The organism is Lysinibacillus irui, assembly GCF_028877475.1.
In the GTDB taxonomy this organism is placed as follows: Bacteria; Bacillota; Bacilli; order Bacillales_A; family Planococcaceae; genus Lysinibacillus; species Lysinibacillus irui.
Genome location: NZ_CP113527.1, coordinates 4,278,475 through 4,293,957, shown reverse-complemented (window position 1 = coordinate 4,293,957; position 15,483 = coordinate 4,278,475). Strand labels below are relative to the sequence as shown.

At 38.5% G+C, this 15,483-nt stretch carries 12 protein-coding genes; all 12 read left to right on the top strand.

The features are described from left to right. Positions 1 to 96 precede the first annotated feature (96 nt). The 12 genes from rpoC (at position 97) to rpsJ (ending at position 15,459) form a co-directional block, all read left to right on the top strand. Positions 97 to 3,780 (top strand): DNA-directed RNA polymerase subunit beta', encoded by a 3,684-nt coding sequence (rpoC, locus tag OU989_RS21675; protein WP_274794959.1) that lies wholly within the window; start codon positions 97 to 99, stop codon positions 3,778 to 3,780. A 137-nt stretch (positions 3,781 to 3,917) separates the two neighbouring features. Continuing rightward, entirely contained in the window at positions 3,918 to 4,166 is a 249-nt protein-coding gene (locus tag OU989_RS21670) for a ribosomal L7Ae/L30e/S12e/Gadd45 family protein (RefSeq protein ID WP_132362679.1), read from the top strand. A gap of 99 nt (positions 4,167 to 4,265) precedes the next feature. Beyond that, on the top strand, positions 4,266 to 4,685 hold the full coding sequence (gene rpsL, locus OU989_RS21665) for a 30S ribosomal protein S12 (protein ID WP_004233609.1): 420 nt from the start codon (positions 4,266 to 4,268) through the stop codon (positions 4,683 to 4,685). Between the two features lie 44 nt (positions 4,686 to 4,729). Then, a complete protein-coding gene (rpsG, locus tag OU989_RS21660) occupies positions 4,730 to 5,200 on the top strand; it encodes a 30S ribosomal protein S7 (protein WP_004233610.1) in 471 nt (156 codons plus the stop codon). 42 nt (positions 5,201 to 5,242) lie between these two features. Beyond that, the gene (gene fusA, locus OU989_RS21655; RefSeq protein ID WP_274794958.1) at positions 5,243 to 7,321 is read left to right on the top strand and encodes an elongation factor G; all 2,079 of its coding nucleotides are present in this window, start codon (positions 5,243 to 5,245) and stop codon (positions 7,319 to 7,321) included. A 136-nt stretch (positions 7,322 to 7,457) separates the two neighbouring features. Further along, entirely contained in the window at positions 7,458 to 8,645 is a 1,188-nt protein-coding gene (gene tuf / locus OU989_RS21650) for an elongation factor Tu (protein WP_274794957.1), read from the top strand. Positions 8,646 to 8,804: 159 nt separating this feature from the next. Further along, positions 8,805 to 9,494, top strand: a complete 690-nt coding sequence (locus OU989_RS21645; protein WP_274794956.1) for a response regulator transcription factor — start codon at positions 8,805 to 8,807, stop codon at positions 9,492 to 9,494. 5 nt (positions 9,495 to 9,499) lie between these two features. Beyond that, a complete protein-coding gene (locus OU989_RS21640; protein WP_274794955.1) occupies positions 9,500 to 10,513 on the top strand; it encodes a sensor histidine kinase in 1,014 nt (337 codons plus the stop codon). A gap of 96 nt (positions 10,514 to 10,609) precedes the next feature. Beyond that, a complete protein-coding gene (locus OU989_RS21635; RefSeq protein ID WP_274794954.1) occupies positions 10,610 to 11,371 on the top strand; it encodes an ABC transporter ATP-binding protein in 762 nt (253 codons plus the stop codon). After that, positions 11,361 to 13,340, top strand: a complete 1,980-nt coding sequence (locus OU989_RS21630; protein WP_274794953.1) for an FtsX-like permease family protein — start codon at positions 11,361 to 11,363, stop codon at positions 13,338 to 13,340. The genes OU989_RS21635 and OU989_RS21630 overlap by 11 nt, the downstream gene beginning before the upstream one ends. Positions 13,341 to 13,488: 148 nt before the next feature. Continuing rightward, a complete protein-coding gene (locus tag OU989_RS21625) occupies positions 13,489 to 14,799 on the top strand; it encodes a Na+/H+ antiporter family protein (protein ID WP_274794952.1) in 1,311 nt (436 codons plus the stop codon). Between the two features lie 351 nt (positions 14,800 to 15,150). After that, positions 15,151 to 15,459 carry a 30S ribosomal protein S10 gene (gene rpsJ, locus OU989_RS21620; RefSeq protein WP_004233624.1) on the top strand — a complete coding sequence of 103 codons (309 nt, stop codon included), beginning with the start codon at positions 15,151 to 15,153 and terminating at the stop codon, positions 15,457 to 15,459. Positions 15,460 to 15,483 lie beyond the last annotated feature (24 nt).

Below are 15,483 nucleotides of genomic sequence, written 5' to 3'. Positions count from 1 at the left end.
TCTAATCCTTTGCCAAAGAGGCAATTCTTTGCAAACGATTATCGAGCTGCGTAAAAGAGTCTTTATAAAGACCTATACTAGAGGGAGGTAGGCTCCTTGATAGACGTTAATGAATTTGAATATATGAAAATTGGTTTAGCATCTCCTGACAAGATTCGTTCTTGGTCATATGGTGAGGTTAAAAAACCTGAAACTATTAACTACCGTACATTAAAACCAGAAAAAGATGGTTTATTCTGTGAGCGTATTTTTGGTCCAACTAAGGACTGGGAATGTCATTGTGGTAAATATAAACGTGTACGTTATAAAGGCGTTGTTTGTGATCGTTGTGGTGTTGAAGTAACACGCGCTAAAGTTCGTCGTGAACGTATGGGACACATCGAATTAGCAGCACCAGTTTCTCACATCTGGTACTTCAAAGGTATTCCTAGCCGTATGGGTCTAATTTTAGATATGTCACCACGTGCATTAGAAGAAGTTATTTATTTTGCATCATACGTAGTGATTGAACCAGGTGCTACAAATTTAGAAAGCAAGCAATTACTTTCTGAAAAAGAGTACCGTGCATACCGTGAAAAATTCGGAAACACATTCGAAGCTTCAATGGGTGCAGAAGCAATCAAAAAATTATTAGGCAAAATTGACCTAGAAGATGAAACACAATCTTTAAAAGAAGAGTTAAAGTCTGCACAAGGTCAAAGACGTACTCGTGCGATCAAACGTCTTGAAGTTGTCGAATCTTTCCGTAACTCAGGTAACTCACCTGAATGGATGATTTTAGATGTACTACCTGTTATTCCACCAGAGCTTCGTCCAATGGTGCAATTAGATGGTGGACGTTTTGCAACTTCAGATTTAAACGATTTATACCGTCGTGTAATTAACCGTAATAACCGTTTAAAACGTTTATTAGATTTAGGTGCTCCAAGCATCATCGTACAAAACGAAAAACGTATGTTACAAGAAGCTGTTGACGCACTAATTGATAATGGTCGTCGTGGACGTCCTGTAACTGGTCCAGGTAATCGCCCATTAAAATCACTTTCACATATGTTGAAAGGTAAACAAGGTCGTTTCCGTCAAAACTTACTTGGTAAACGTGTTGACTATTCTGGTCGTTCCGTTATCGTAGTAGGTCCAAACTTAAAAATGTACCAATGTGGTTTACCGAAAGAAATGGCGATCGAATTATTCAAGCCATTCGTAATGAAAGAGCTAGTAGAACGTGGTCTTGCACATAACATTAAATCTGCTAAACGTAAAATCGAACGTTTAAACAACGACGTATGGGACGTTTTAGAAGATGTTATCCGTGAGCATCCAGTACTACTAAACCGTGCACCAACGCTTCACCGTCTTGGTATTCAAGCATTTGAACCAACACTAGTTGAAGGCCGTGCGATCCGTCTTCACCCATTAGTATGTACAGCTTATAACGCTGACTTCGATGGTGACCAAATGGCGGTTCACGTACCGTTATCAGCTGAAGCACAAGCTGAAGCTCGTCTTCTAATGCTTGCTGCGCAAAACATCCTGAATCCAAAAGACGGTAAACCTGTTGTAACACCATCTCAAGATATGGTATTAGGTAACTACTACTTAACACTTGAACGTGAAGGTGCTCGTGGTGAAGGTACTGTATTCTATGGTCCAAATGAAGTGTTAATTGCCTATGACACAGGTCATGTACATTTGCATACACGTATCGCTATTAAAGCAAGTTCGTTAAATAACCCAACATTCACAGAAGAACAAAATAATATGTTCTTATTAACAACTGTTGGTAAAGTTATCTTTAATGAAATATTGCCTGAGTCATTCCCGTACATCAATGAGCCAACTGATTTCAACTTAGAGCATGAAACACCTGAAAAATACTTCGCTAATTTAACAATTGACGAAGAAACGCTAAAAGAGCTTGAATCAGATAATGCTTACAAAAATCTTGATGAAAAAGGGAAAATCGATGCACAACGTACAGCTGTATTACGTAAATATTTTGCATCTGTACCAGTTGTAAATCCATTCCGTAAAAAATTCTTAGGTAATATCATTGCAGAAGTATTTAAACGTTTCCACATTACTGAAACATCTAAAATGCTTGACCGCATGAAAAACCTAGGATTCAAATATTCAACACGTGCTGGTATTACAGTAGGTGTATCTGATATCGTGGTATTACCAGATAAAGGTGAAATTTTAGCTGAAGCTCAAGAAAAAGTGGATAAAGTTCAAGCGCAATTCCGTCGTGGTTTCATCACAGAAGATGAGCGTTATGATCGTGTAATCTCAAGTTGGAGTGCTGCGAAAGATGAAATTCAAGCGAAGCTGATGAAATCACTTGAGAAAACAAACCCAATCTTCATGATGTCTGATTCAGGTGCCCGTGGTAACGCATCTAACTTTACTCAGTTAGCTGGTATGCGTGGACTGATGGCCAACCCGGCTGGTCGTATCATCGAACTTCCAATTAAATCTTCATTCCGTGAAGGTTTAACAGTATTAGAGTACTTCATCTCTACTCACGGTGCTCGTAAAGGTCTTGCCGATACTGCCCTAAAAACTGCCGATTCAGGTTACTTAACTCGTCGTCTTGTTGACGTTGCACAGGATGTTATTGTGCGTGAAGATGACTGTGGTACTGACCGCGGTTTAACAATTGGCGCATTAATGGAAGGCACTGAATTAATTGAGGCTCTTGATGAGCGTATTGTTGGTCGTCATACGAAGAAAACAATCTTCCATCCTGAAACTGGTGAAGTGATTCTAGAAAAAGACGGATTAATCGACCAAGATATCGCTCGTGCAGTTATCGAGGCTGGTATTGAAGAAGTGACAATCCGTTCAGCATTTACATGTAATACAAAACATGGCGTATGTAAAAAATGTTACGGCATGAACTTGGCAACAGGTGAAAAGGTTGAAGTTGGGGAAGCAGTTGGTATTATTGCAGCTCAATCAATCGGTGAACCAGGTACACAATTAACAATGCGTACATTCCATACAGGTGGGGTTGCCGGAGATGATATTACACAAGGTCTTCCACGTATCCAAGAGATCTTTGAAGCACGTAATCCAAAAGGTCAATCTGTTATTTCAGAAATTGCTGGTACTGTTTCAGATATCACAGAAATTCGTGAAGGCTTAAAAGAAATTACTATTCAAGGTGACGTAGAAACTCGTAAATACCAAGCACCTTATAATGCACGTCTAAAAGTTATCGAAGGTGATAATGTAGAACGTGGTCAAGTTTTAACAGAGGGTTCTATCGATCCAAAACAATTGCTAAAAGTCAAAGACGTTTCAACTGTTCAAGAATATTTATTAAAAGAAGTTCAAAAAGTATACCGTATGCAAGGGGTAGAAATTGGGGATAAACACATTGAGGTAATGGTTCGCCAAATGCTTCGTAAAGTTCGTGTAATTGAAGCTGGTGATACAGAATTACTACCAGGTTCATTACTAGATATCCACCAATTCTCAGAGGCAAATGCAGATGCTGTTATGAATGGCAAAAACCCTGCAACTTGTCGTCCAGTGATCCTTGGTATTACAAAAGCTTCTCTTGAAACAGAGTCATTCTTATCTGCTGCATCATTCCAAGAAACAACTCGTGTGTTAACAGATGCAGCAATTAAGGGTAAACGTGATGAGCTTCTTGGATTAAAAGAGAACGTAATTATCGGTAAGCTTGTTCCAGCAGGTACTGGTATGCAACGTTATCGTCAAATCCGCATCGAAAAAGATGAGCTTGACACAGAAGTCGTTTCTGCTGAATAAACATTAAAATAGGGCCGAAGAGATGTATTTTCATCATCTCTTCGGACTTTTTAAAGATATTGGTTGACAGTGTAATCTGGTAATGATAATATATTGAAGGTTGATAGTTAACTGTCTGTACTTCGGAGGATATGAAAATGTCTTATGATAAAGTAAGGGCTAGTCAAACAATCATAGGTACAAAGCAAGCAGTAAAAGCAATGCAAGCTGGTTCAGTGAAAGAACTTTTTGTGGCACTTGATGCAGACAATTGGGTAACCGATTCGGCCATATCTTTCGCGAGAGAAATCGGTATACCAGTTATTCTTGTTGAGTCCAAAAAGGAACTGGGCAAGGCCTGTGGAATCCATGTTGGAGCTGCAGTAGTTGCGATTACTGTAGAGTAGTTTTTGTGTAAAAAGCACAAAGACTTTGTTTTTACCCAAAAAATGAACCACCTGGATGTGTGGTATTAAAAAAAGAAGGAATGAAGGGAGGAAAAATCGATGCCTACAATTAACCAATTGGTACGTAAGCCTCGTAAATCTAAAATCACGAAATCAAATTCACCAGCGTTAAACAAAGGATATAACTCATTTAAAAAATCTTTAACTGATGTTAAATCTCCACAAAAACGTGGTGTTTGTACTCGTGTAGGTACAATGACGCCTAAAAAACCAAACTCAGCGTTACGTAAATACGCTCGTGTACGTTTAACTAACCAAATCGAGGTTACTGCGTACATTCCTGGTGAAGGCCATAACTTACAAGAGCACAGTGTTGTTCTTATCCGTGGCGGTCGTGTAAAAGACTTACCGGGTGTTCGTTACCATATCGTTCGTGGTGCTCTTGATACTGCTGGTGTAAACGGTCGTATGCAATCACGTTCTCTATACGGTACAAAACGCCCTAAAGAAAAAAAATAATATAAAATATATAAGTTATTTACTCAATGAAAGGAGGAAAACACATGCCTCGTAAAGGTCCTGTTTCCAAACGTGACGTGTTACCAGATCCAATTTATAATTCAAAACTAGTAACTCGTTTAATCAATAAAATGATGATTGATGGTAAAAGAGGTACTTCTCAAAAGATTTTATACGGTGCGTTCGAACTAGTTAAAGAACGTTCTGGTCAAGATCCAATCGAAGTATTCGAAGCTGCTCTAAATAACGTAATGCCAGTTCTTGAAGTACGTGCTCGCCGTGTTGGTGGTTCTAACTACCAAGTACCAGTTGAAGTACGCCCAGAACGTCGTACAACTTTAGGTCTTCGCTACCTAGTTAACTATTCTCGTCTTCGTGGTGAAAAAACTATGGAAGAGCGTTTAGCTAACGAAATTCTTGATGCTTCTAACAACACTGGTGCATCAGTTAAAAAACGTGAAGATATGCACAAAATGGCAGAAGCGAACAAAGCATTCGCTCACTACCGTTGGTAATCTAAACATAGCATAAGCCCAATATGGAAGGAGAAATACCTAATGAAACGCGAATTCTCTCTAGAGAATACTCGTAATATTGGGATCATGGCTCACATTGATGCTGGTAAAACAACAACAACTGAGCGTATCCTTTATTACACAGGTAAGATTCACAAAATCGGTGAAACTCATGAAGGCGCTTCTCAAATGGACTGGATGGAGCAAGAGCAAGAACGTGGTATCACAATCACTTCTGCTGCGACAACAGCTCAATGGAAAGGCAACCGCGTAAACATCATCGATACTCCTGGACACGTAGACTTCACTGTAGAAGTAGAACGTTCTTTACGTGTACTTGACGGCGCAGTAACTGTACTTGATGCTCAATCTGGTGTTGAACCTCAAACAGAAACTGTATGGCGTCAAGCTACAACTTACGGTGTACCACGTATCGTATTCATTAACAAAATGGATAAAATGGGTGCAGACTTCCTATATTCTGTAGGTACTTTACACGAGCGTTTACAAGCAAATGCTCATCCAATCCAATTACCAATTGGTGCGGAAGATGAATTCAAAGCAATTATTGACTTAGTAGAAATGGATGTAACTTACTACGATAACGAAGAAGGTACAGCATTACGTGAAGGTCAACCAATTCCTGAAGAATATCAAGCTCAAGCAGATGAGTACCGTGAAAAGTTAATCGAAGCAATTGCTGAAGTTAATGAAGAAATCATGGAAAAATACTTTGCTGGTGAAGAAATTACTAAAGAAGAGCTTAAAGCGGCTATCCGTAAAGCGACAATCGCAGTAGAATTCTATCCAGTAATCTGTGGTACAGCATTCAAACACAAAGGTGTTCGTAAAATGCTTGATGCAGTTATCGACTACTTACCATCTCCAGTTGATGTACCTGCTATTAAAGGTACAACTCCAGATGGTGATGAAACTGAACGTCCATCTTCAGACGAGGCGCCATTCGCAGCTTTAGCATTTAAAGTTATGACTGACCCATTCGTAGGTAAATTAACGTTCTTCCGTGTGTACTCTGGTGTTCTTGAATCAGGTTCATACGTACAAAACTCTTCAAAAGGTAAACGTGAGCGCGTAGGTCGTATCCTACAAATGCACGCAAACAGCCGTGAAGAGATTTCAAAAGTATTCGCTGGTGATATCGCAGCTGCTGTAGGTCTTAAAGATACAACAACTGGTGACACTCTTTGTGAAGAGAAAAACCTTGTTATCCTTGAGTCTATGGAGTTCCCAGAGCCAGTTATCTCTCTTTCTGTAGAACCTAAATCTAAAGCTGACCAAGATAAAATGGGTCAAGCTTTACAAAAGCTACAAGAAGAAGATCCAACATTCCGTGCACATACAGACCAAGAAACTGGTCAAACAATCATCTCAGGTATGGGTGAGCTTCACCTTGATATCTTAGTTGACCGTATGCGTCGTGAATTTAAAGTAGAAGCTAACGTTGGTGCTCCAATGGTATCTTACCGTGAAACATTCCGTGGCTCTGCTCAAGTTCAAGGTAAATTTACTCGTCAATCTGGTGGTCGTGGTCAATACGGTGACGTATGGATCGAGTTCTCTCCAAACGAAGAGGGTAAAGGCTTTGAATTCGAAAATGCTATCGTTGGTGGTGTAGTTCCACGTGAATATATTCCAGCTGTTGAAGCAGGTCTTCGTGACTCGCTTGACCGCGGTGTAATCGCTGGTTATCCATTAATCGACATCAAAGCGAAATTATTCGATGGTTCATACCATGATGTTGACTCAAACGAAATGGCATTTAAAATCGCTGCATCTATGGCACTTAAAGCTGCTGCATCAAAATGTAGCCCAGTTCTTTTAGAGCCAATGATGAAAGTTGAAGTTGTAATTCCTGAAGAATATCTTGGTGATATCATGGGTAACATCACTTCTCGCCGTGGCCGCGTAGAAGGTATGGAAGCTCGCGGTAACGCTCAAGTTGTTCGTGCGATGGTTCCACTTTCAGAAATGTTTGGATATGCAACAACTTTACGTTCTGCAACGCAAGGTCGTGGTGTATTCTCAATGGTATTCGATCATTATGAAGAAGTACCTAAATCAATCTCTGAAGAGATCATCAAAAAAAATAAAGGTGAATAATTGAAATTTCATCTTGCATAAAGTATAACTAATTTGTAAGCTATGATTGCAGGATAGGGGATGGGCCCGTTCTCTATCAGCATTCATTCTATAAATTTTAAATCTAAAACATACAATTTTGAGGAGGCAATCTCTAATGGCTAAAGAAAAATTTGACCGTTCTAAAACGCATGCTAACATTGGTACAATCGGACACGTTGACCATGGTAAAACTACTTTAACTGCTGCAATCGCTACAGTTCTTTCTAAAAAAATGGGTGGTACAGCTAAATCTTACGCTGACATCGATAACGCTCCAGAAGAAAAAGAGCGTGGTATCACAATCAATACTTCTCACGTAGAATACGAAACAGCTACTCGTCACTATGCACACGTTGACTGCCCAGGACACGCTGACTATGTTAAAAACATGATCACTGGTGCTGCTCAAATGGACGGCGGTATCTTAGTAGTATCTGCTGCTGATGGCCCAATGCCACAAACTCGTGAACACATCCTTTTATCTCGTCAAGTAGGTGTTCCATACTTAGTAGTATTCATGAACAAATGTGATATGGTTGACGACGAAGAATTATTAGAATTAGTAGAAATGGAAATCCGTGACCTACTATCTGAATATGACTTCCCAGGTGACGATATTCCTGTAATCAAAGGTTCTGCTCTTAAAGCTCTTGAAGGTGAACCAGAATGGGAAGAAAAAATCGTTGAATTAATGGACGCTGTAGATTCTTACATCCCAACTCCAGAACGTCAAACTGACAAACCATTCATGATGCCAGTAGAGGACGTATTCTCTATCACTGGTCGTGGTACAGTTGCAACTGGCCGTGTTGAACGTGGTCAAGTTAAAGTTGGTGACGTAGTTGAAATCATCGGTATTGCTGAAGAAGCTAAATCTACTACTGTAACTGGTGTAGAAATGTTCCGTAAATTATTAGACTATGCTGAAGCTGGAGACAACATCGGTGCTTTACTTCGTGGTGTAGCTCGTGAAGAAATCCAACGTGGTCAAGTATTAGCTAAACCAGGTTCAATCACTCCACACACTAACTTCAAAGCTGAAGTTTACGTTTTATCAAAAGAAGAGGGTGGCCGTCATACTCCATTCTTCTCTAACTACCGTCCTCAGTTCTACTTCCGTACAACTGACGTAACAGGTATCTGTAACTTACCAGAAGGCGTTGAAATGGTAATGCCTGGTGATAACATCGAAATGACAGTTGAACTTATCGCTCCAATCGCTCTAGAAGAAGGTACTAAATTCTCTATCCGTGAGGGTGGCCGTACTGTAGGCGCTGGCGTAGTTGCTTCTATCCAAAAATAATTTTAGCTTATGCTAATTTCAAACCAATCTGTAGGGACGCCTACAGATTGGTTTTTTTGTGTTAAAATAAAGGGAAAATAAGGTTTTTATTAGTTTATGTGTATATAGTTGTTAGCATGTCATTTAGAAAAAATATTTAAAAAGAAAGGCGTTTTGAATATGGAAATGAAAATATTGCTGATTGAAGATGATCCTTCTATTTTTAGGATGATTCAAGAACGGTTTGCGCAGTGGTCATTACATGTTTTCGGACCTAAAAATTTTCAAAAAGTAATGGATGATTTTATAGAGGAGAAGCCTCATCTTGTGCTAATCGATATTCAATTGCCTGCCTTTGACGGCTTTCACTGGTGTCGAGAAATCCGTCATCTTTCAAAAGTACCAATTCTTTTTCTATCTTCCCGAGATCATCCTATGGATATGGTAATGGCCATGCAAATGGGGGCAGATGATTTTATACAAAAGCCCTTTCATATGGAAGTGTTACTTGCAAAAGCACAGGCTATATTGCGAAGAACATATGACTATGTTGACGATAAAATGGACGTCACACGTTTTAATGATGCTGTTATTGATTATGCTAGAAGTGAAATTATGTATGACGGAAGTATCGCTTCATTAACTAAAAATGAGCTCTTTATATTACGGATTTTAGTAGAAAATGCTAATCATATTGTTTCGAGAGATGAGTTAATGAGAAAACTGTGGGATGATGAACGTTTTGTAAACGATAATACTTTGTCGGTAAATGTTAATCGATTACGTACAAAGTTAGAGGATATTGGTTTACGTGATGTGATTCAAACGAAAAAAGGCCTGGGGTATATGGCAGTGAGCCAAGGGATGTGAGTAATTTGATATTATTTATTAGAGAACGCATTGCATGGATAGGCTTTTTTATCTTCATTATTGTAATGTTAAATATGTTATTTCTTCTAGATGTTGGTTTAAATAGTGTCTCCATTTGGTATGTTAACGTTAGTTTGCTTGTTAGCTTTTCACTTTTTTTGATGTGGCGTTATATTTTTGAAGTTGGGAAATTAAAAGATTTCCTGGGAAATATGGATAGCCATCTTGATGATGCACATAAGGGCGGACTTGCTTTAACTCCTTTTCAGGATGTATGCTTTCGAAAAGTTGAAGATATCCTTGATGAGAAGAACAGGGAATTAAATCAAGCTAAAGTGCAGCTACAAGAGTATTCAGATGAGTTATTGGCATGGGTTCATGAAGTAAAGGCACCTTTAACAACCATTAATTTAATGTTAGAACATGTTGAAGACTTACAACTGCGTCGAAAATTAGAGAATGAATGGCTGAGGTTACATCTTTTGGTTGACCAACAGCTGCATCTAACAAGGTTAGCCTCAATTGAAAAGGATAATTATTTAAATAAAGTTGAACTGAAACCGATCGTATATAAAGAAATCAGGGATTTGCAAGCATGGTGTATTGAAAAGGGGATTGGCTTTGAAGTCGATGAGCTCAAAGAGTCGGTTACAACGGATCCTAAATGGCTGGCGTTTATTGTTCGACAAATACTCTCAAATGCCATCAAGTATAGTCCAGCAAGTTCTGAAATAACGATCTTTACTGAACTTGACCCAACCGGAGCCACTTTATTACATATTAAAGATGTAGGTATTGGAATACCCTTGGAAGATCTACCTAGAATTTTTCAAAAATCGTATACAGGAACAGCAGGAAGAGAATCCTCACAATCTACAGGAATGGGTCTTTATTTAGCGTATAATGTAGCCCAGAAAATTGGTATTCGTATTAGTGTTCAATCGAGTGTTGGGGAAGGCTCATTATTTACGTTGCGTTTCCCATTACAAAATGAATATATCAAACTAACAGGTAGATGACGAAAATGTCACCTACCTTTTTATATTGTCATGTAAAACGCACGAATGTTCAGATGTGACAGGGTACACTTGGAATATAGAAAGGGGCGCTATCAAGTGACAGTTTTAATTGGTCGTAAGATAAAGAAAGTATATGGTAAAAAATCAACCGCTCAAGAAGTATTAAAGGGTATTGATTTAGAAGTGAATAAAGGTGAGTTCGTAGGGATTATGGGTCCTTCTGGCTCTGGGAAAACAACACTTTTAAACGTCTTATGCTCAATTGACTTTGCGACAGAAGGTGTTATTGAAATAAACGGTCATAATTTGCGTGGTATGAAAGAAAAGGCTTTAGCGAACTTCCGTCGAGAGCAGCTTGGTTTCATTTTTCAAGATTATAATTTACTGGACACTTTAACAGTAAAGGAGAATATTCTTCTACCGTTAGCGATCAGTAAGTTACCGAAAGCTGTTGCAGAAAGTAGAGTGAAGGAACTCACATCCTTACTAGGTATCACTGAAATTTTAAATAAATATCCTAACGAAATATCAGGTGGGCAAAAACAGCGTACATCTGCTGCCCGTGCACTTATTACGAATCCATCGTTAGTGTTTGCTGACGAGCCTACTGGTGCATTAGATTCAAAATCAGCCACAGCCTTGCTCCAAAATCTACAAAACATTAATGAGACAAAAGAAGCGACAATCATGATGGTTACGCATGATGCTGTCGCTGCAAGCTTCTGTACACGTGTTTTATTTTTAAAAGACGGTCATATTTATAGTGAGCTATATAAAGGCGATAAAACAAGACAGGCTTTCTTTCAGGAAATCATGCATACTCAAGGTGTGCTAGGCGGTGATGGTTATGAGTCTTAGTAAGTTAGTGCTAAAGAGTATGAAGAAAAATATGAAGCACTACTATCTATATTTTTTTGCACTTATTTTTAGTGTTACTTTATATTTTTCCTTTGTAACATTGCAAAATAATTCTGAAGTATGGGACGCTGTTCAAATGAGCGGAACGGCCACAGCAGGATTTAAGGCAGCAACTTATATTCTATATTTTATCGTTTTGTTCTTCGTCCTATATGCAAATCACTTATTTATGAAGCGACGTAGCAAGGAAATCGGCTTGTACCAATTGATAGGCATGACAAAGGGATTGATTGTCCGTTTATTAGCAATCGAAAACATTTTATTATTTGTTGGGGCTGTTATTTTAGGAATGCTTGCTGGTTTCTTTAGCTCTCGTGTATTTGCGATGATTTTATTACGTGTACTTGAAAAAGAAGCGCTTGTAACTATGACGTTTAGTACACAGGCATTACAGCAGTCAATGATTGTCTTTACCATTCTTTTAATCATTGTCCTTGTACAGATGGCTTGGATGATCCATCACGTTTCATTATTATCATTATTTAGCGCAGCCAAACAAGCAGACGAGCGTGTAAGACGTTTTAGTGCATTACAAATGGCAATTGGCTTTATCGGGCTTGTCCTGATTGTTTATGGCTACTATGCGTCAACAAAGTTATTTGATATTGAATCTGCAGGTAACCTATTTATCAATATGATTATCATATTAGCTACTACAATAGGCGGGACATTCCTTGTCTTTCGTTTCTCAGTCGCATTTATTATGAATACGATTCGTTTAAAGAAAAAAGGGCATCTATCAATTCGAGATGTACTAGCATTAACGCCAATTATGCATCGTATGAAGAGTAACGCAAAGTCTTTAACACTTATCACCGTGTTAACTGGTGTATCGCTAGGTGTAACGACTTTATCCTATATCGCCTACTATTCGTCAGAGGCATCTGCATATAGCCAAGTACCAGGTGATTTCATTCTGCTTGAGGGGCAAGGTACTCAATTTTTAGATGAGTTAGAGAACAATAACATTGCCTATGATAAAGTAGATTATCGTTTACAAGGTGTAACAGCTTCGGTAGGTCAATTAATGTCTAAAAAGCAAAAGGATAATCCTTTATATACAATGGAAGGAACCATTTATACCATCCCACTTTCGGATTATCAGCAAAGTGTTCCAGAAGCCTCATTAACAGGTAACGATGTTATTTTAACAAACTATGGAGGGTATATGGCCGAGATGTTCCCCTTAGAGAAGGATCATGACTTAAATGTAACGGCAGGGGAGCTGAAGGAAACATTTCACGTTGTAGAAGTTCATGATAAAAGTATTATTAGTGGTGTTGTAACAGCTGGTGGTGGCGGCCCAATCTTTGTTGTGACAGATGATATGTTTACAAAATTATCTACACAATCAGAGTTTTATCCTTGGCACCAACAAACAACCATTACTTTAAAGTCAAAAGAGGAGTTAGAAAGAGCAGAGGAACTATATATTCAAACTAATGCGGGTGTTGTTACGGCTACAGAACCTGAAGGTGAGACACAGCAATATACTCAATCATCTTATGAAGGGAAACGTAAAGATAATATTGAGTCATTAGGTCTTACAATCTTTACAACAGCATTTTTAGGATTAGCATTTTTAATGACGACTGGTAGTATTCTATACTTCAAACAAATGTCAGAGGCAGAGGAAGAGCGTGGTTCCTATACGATCCTAAGAAAAATTGGTTTTGCAGAAAGAGATATAATGAAGGGCATATATATGAAGCAAGCGTTTAATTTTGGTGTTCCATTAGTTATTGGCTTACTGCATAGCTATTTTGCTGTTAAATCAGGTTGGTTCTTATTTGGCACCGAGTTAACTGCCCCATTATGGATTGCGATGTGCTGTTATATCGCTTTATATACAATTTTCGCCATCCTTTCGGTAGGGTACTATAAAAAGGTGGTACGAGAATCATTGTAACAATTTAATAATGAGAAACTCAAAACAGTGTGATGATTCTATTTCACACTGTTTTTATTTTGAAACCGTGAAAATCCTTGACTTTCAATTATCAGAATAATAAAGTTTAACATGTTAGTAATTTAGCAAGTGAAAGTGAAGTGTTGTTATGAATGCAGTTATAATGGCGGTAGCCGTTATGTTAATATTAAGCTTACTCCGAATTAATGTGGTTCTTTCCTTAGTTTTAGGAGCCTTTGTTGGTGGCCTGACAAGTGGGATGGGCATTGAAGCAACCGTCCAATCCTTTACAGAAGGGTTAGGGGCAGGAGCAACAATTGCTTTAAGCTATGGTCTTCTTGGCGGTTTTGCTATTGCCATTGCCAAAACAGGAATACCAGAATTAATGATTGCTGGAATGTTAAACATCCTCAACGGAGAAAGTAATAGAAAAGGGTTAGTGAAGGTCTTAATTTTTTTCCTTATTTTCGTGATGTCTATTTTATCTCAAAATGTCATTCCTATTCATATTGCTTTTATTCCATTAATGATCCCTCCCATTTTAAAAATTTTAAATATGTTGGAAGTTGATCGACGTATAATTGCAACCCTAATTGCTGTAGGCTTAATAGGTACTTACAGTTTTGTGCCTGCTGGTTTTGGAGCGATTTTTCAAGATATCGTGGCAACGCAAGTGTCGGAGGCTGGAATGACAGTATCTTCACGTGATGTTCCTGCAGCAATGGCGATCCCAGTGCTAGGCATGCTGGTAGGGTTGATTATGGCTTTCATTATTTATCGTAAGCCACGACAGTATAGACAGGATGATGTGGAGACGGAATCATTAAATGTTAACGTCACCAAGTATGTTATGTTTTCTACTGGACTTGCATTAGTTGTAGCGTTATGTGCGCAAGTACTAACAGATTCAATGATTGTAGGTTCGTTCGCTGGCATTATGATCATGTATTTTACAGGTGCGCTTAAATGGAAAGAGGCAGATGATATTCTATCTGAAGGAATGAAGATGATGGCCTTTATCGGGTTTGTAATGATTGCGGCAAATGGTTTCGCAGCAGTTATTAATGCTACTGGCGATGTGGACAGTTTAATTACAAGCTCTATTACTATTCTACAAGGAAATAGAAGTCTAGCGATCTTTATCATGTTGGTTGTTGGTTTAGTTGTAACGATGGGGATTGGTTCATCGTTCGCAACAGTGCCTATTATTGCTACGTTATTTGTTCCTTTAGCACAAGGGTTAGGATTGAGTCCTTTAGCAATACTATGTTTAATTGGTACGGCAGGTGCGTTAGGAGATGCAGGCTCTCCAGCTTCAGATTCAACACTTGGACCGACTGCAGGTTTAAACGTAGATGGACAGCACCATCATATTTGGGATACCTGTGTCCCGACATTTATTTTTATTAACATTCCCCTGATTGTATTTGGCTGGATTGCCTGTGTTTTCTTTTTATAAGTTAGAAGTAGTTTCTATAAACTATAGAGACTACTTCTAACAAGTTGTTTGAAATGTCCGAAAACGTTGATATAACAACCTTAAGTGTTGCATTATGTTTTAAAATTTTATATACTAGTAAACGGCTTAAATAAGCGAAGAAAATAGTAGTACTAAGAATATCTGCAACATTTAAAAGAATTTAGCGAAAAGACTTGCTTATTCTTTTTTTATTGTATATAATGTTGAATGTTGGTCTTTGACTGCGATGAAGCGAGAGGTTGCCGACACACCCGGCCGCTTTGCCATGGCGGTGTGTGGGAGAATTTTCGTGGAGAATGTCTAGAAAATAGGCGAGAAGGAGGGAAAATAATGGCAAAACAAAAGATTCGTATTCGTTTAAAAGCGTATGATCACCGTATTTTAGATCAGTCTGCTGAGAAAATTGTGGAAACTGCAAAACGTTCAGGTGCAAGTGTATCAGGTCCGATTCCACTTCCAACTGAGAAGTCTGTGTACACAATTCTTCGTGCGGTTCACAAGTATAAAGATTCTCGTGAACAATTCGAGATGCGTACGCATAAACGTCTGATCGATATCGTTAACCCAACACCACAAACTGTTGATGCGTTAATGAAACTTGATTTACCATCTGGCGTTGATATCGAAATCAAACTTTAATGGTAAAAACAATATAACTTTTTA

Coding starts and splice junctions, on each gene's coding strand:
- OU989_RS21670 (WP_132362679.1), top strand. CDS start 3,918: ATGTCTTATGATAAAGTAAGGGCTAGTCAAACAATCATAGGTACAAAG.
- fusA (WP_274794958.1), top strand. CDS start 5,243: ATGAAACGCGAATTCTCTCTAGAGAATACTCGTAATATTGGGATCATG.
- OU989_RS21625 (WP_274794952.1), top strand. CDS start 13,489: ATGAATGCAGTTATAATGGCGGTAGCCGTTATGTTAATATTAAGCTTA.
- tuf (WP_274794957.1), top strand. CDS start 7,458: ATGGCTAAAGAAAAATTTGACCGTTCTAAAACGCATGCTAACATTGGT.
- OU989_RS21645 (WP_274794956.1), top strand. CDS start 8,805: ATGGAAATGAAAATATTGCTGATTGAAGATGATCCTTCTATTTTTAGG.
- rpsL (WP_004233609.1), top strand. CDS start 4,266: ATGCCTACAATTAACCAATTGGTACGTAAGCCTCGTAAATCTAAAATC.
- OU989_RS21630 (WP_274794953.1), top strand. CDS start 11,361: ATGAGTCTTAGTAAGTTAGTGCTAAAGAGTATGAAGAAAAATATGAAG.
- rpsJ (WP_004233624.1), top strand. CDS start 15,151: ATGGCAAAACAAAAGATTCGTATTCGTTTAAAAGCGTATGATCACCGT.
- rpsG (WP_004233610.1), top strand. CDS start 4,730: ATGCCTCGTAAAGGTCCTGTTTCCAAACGTGACGTGTTACCAGATCCA.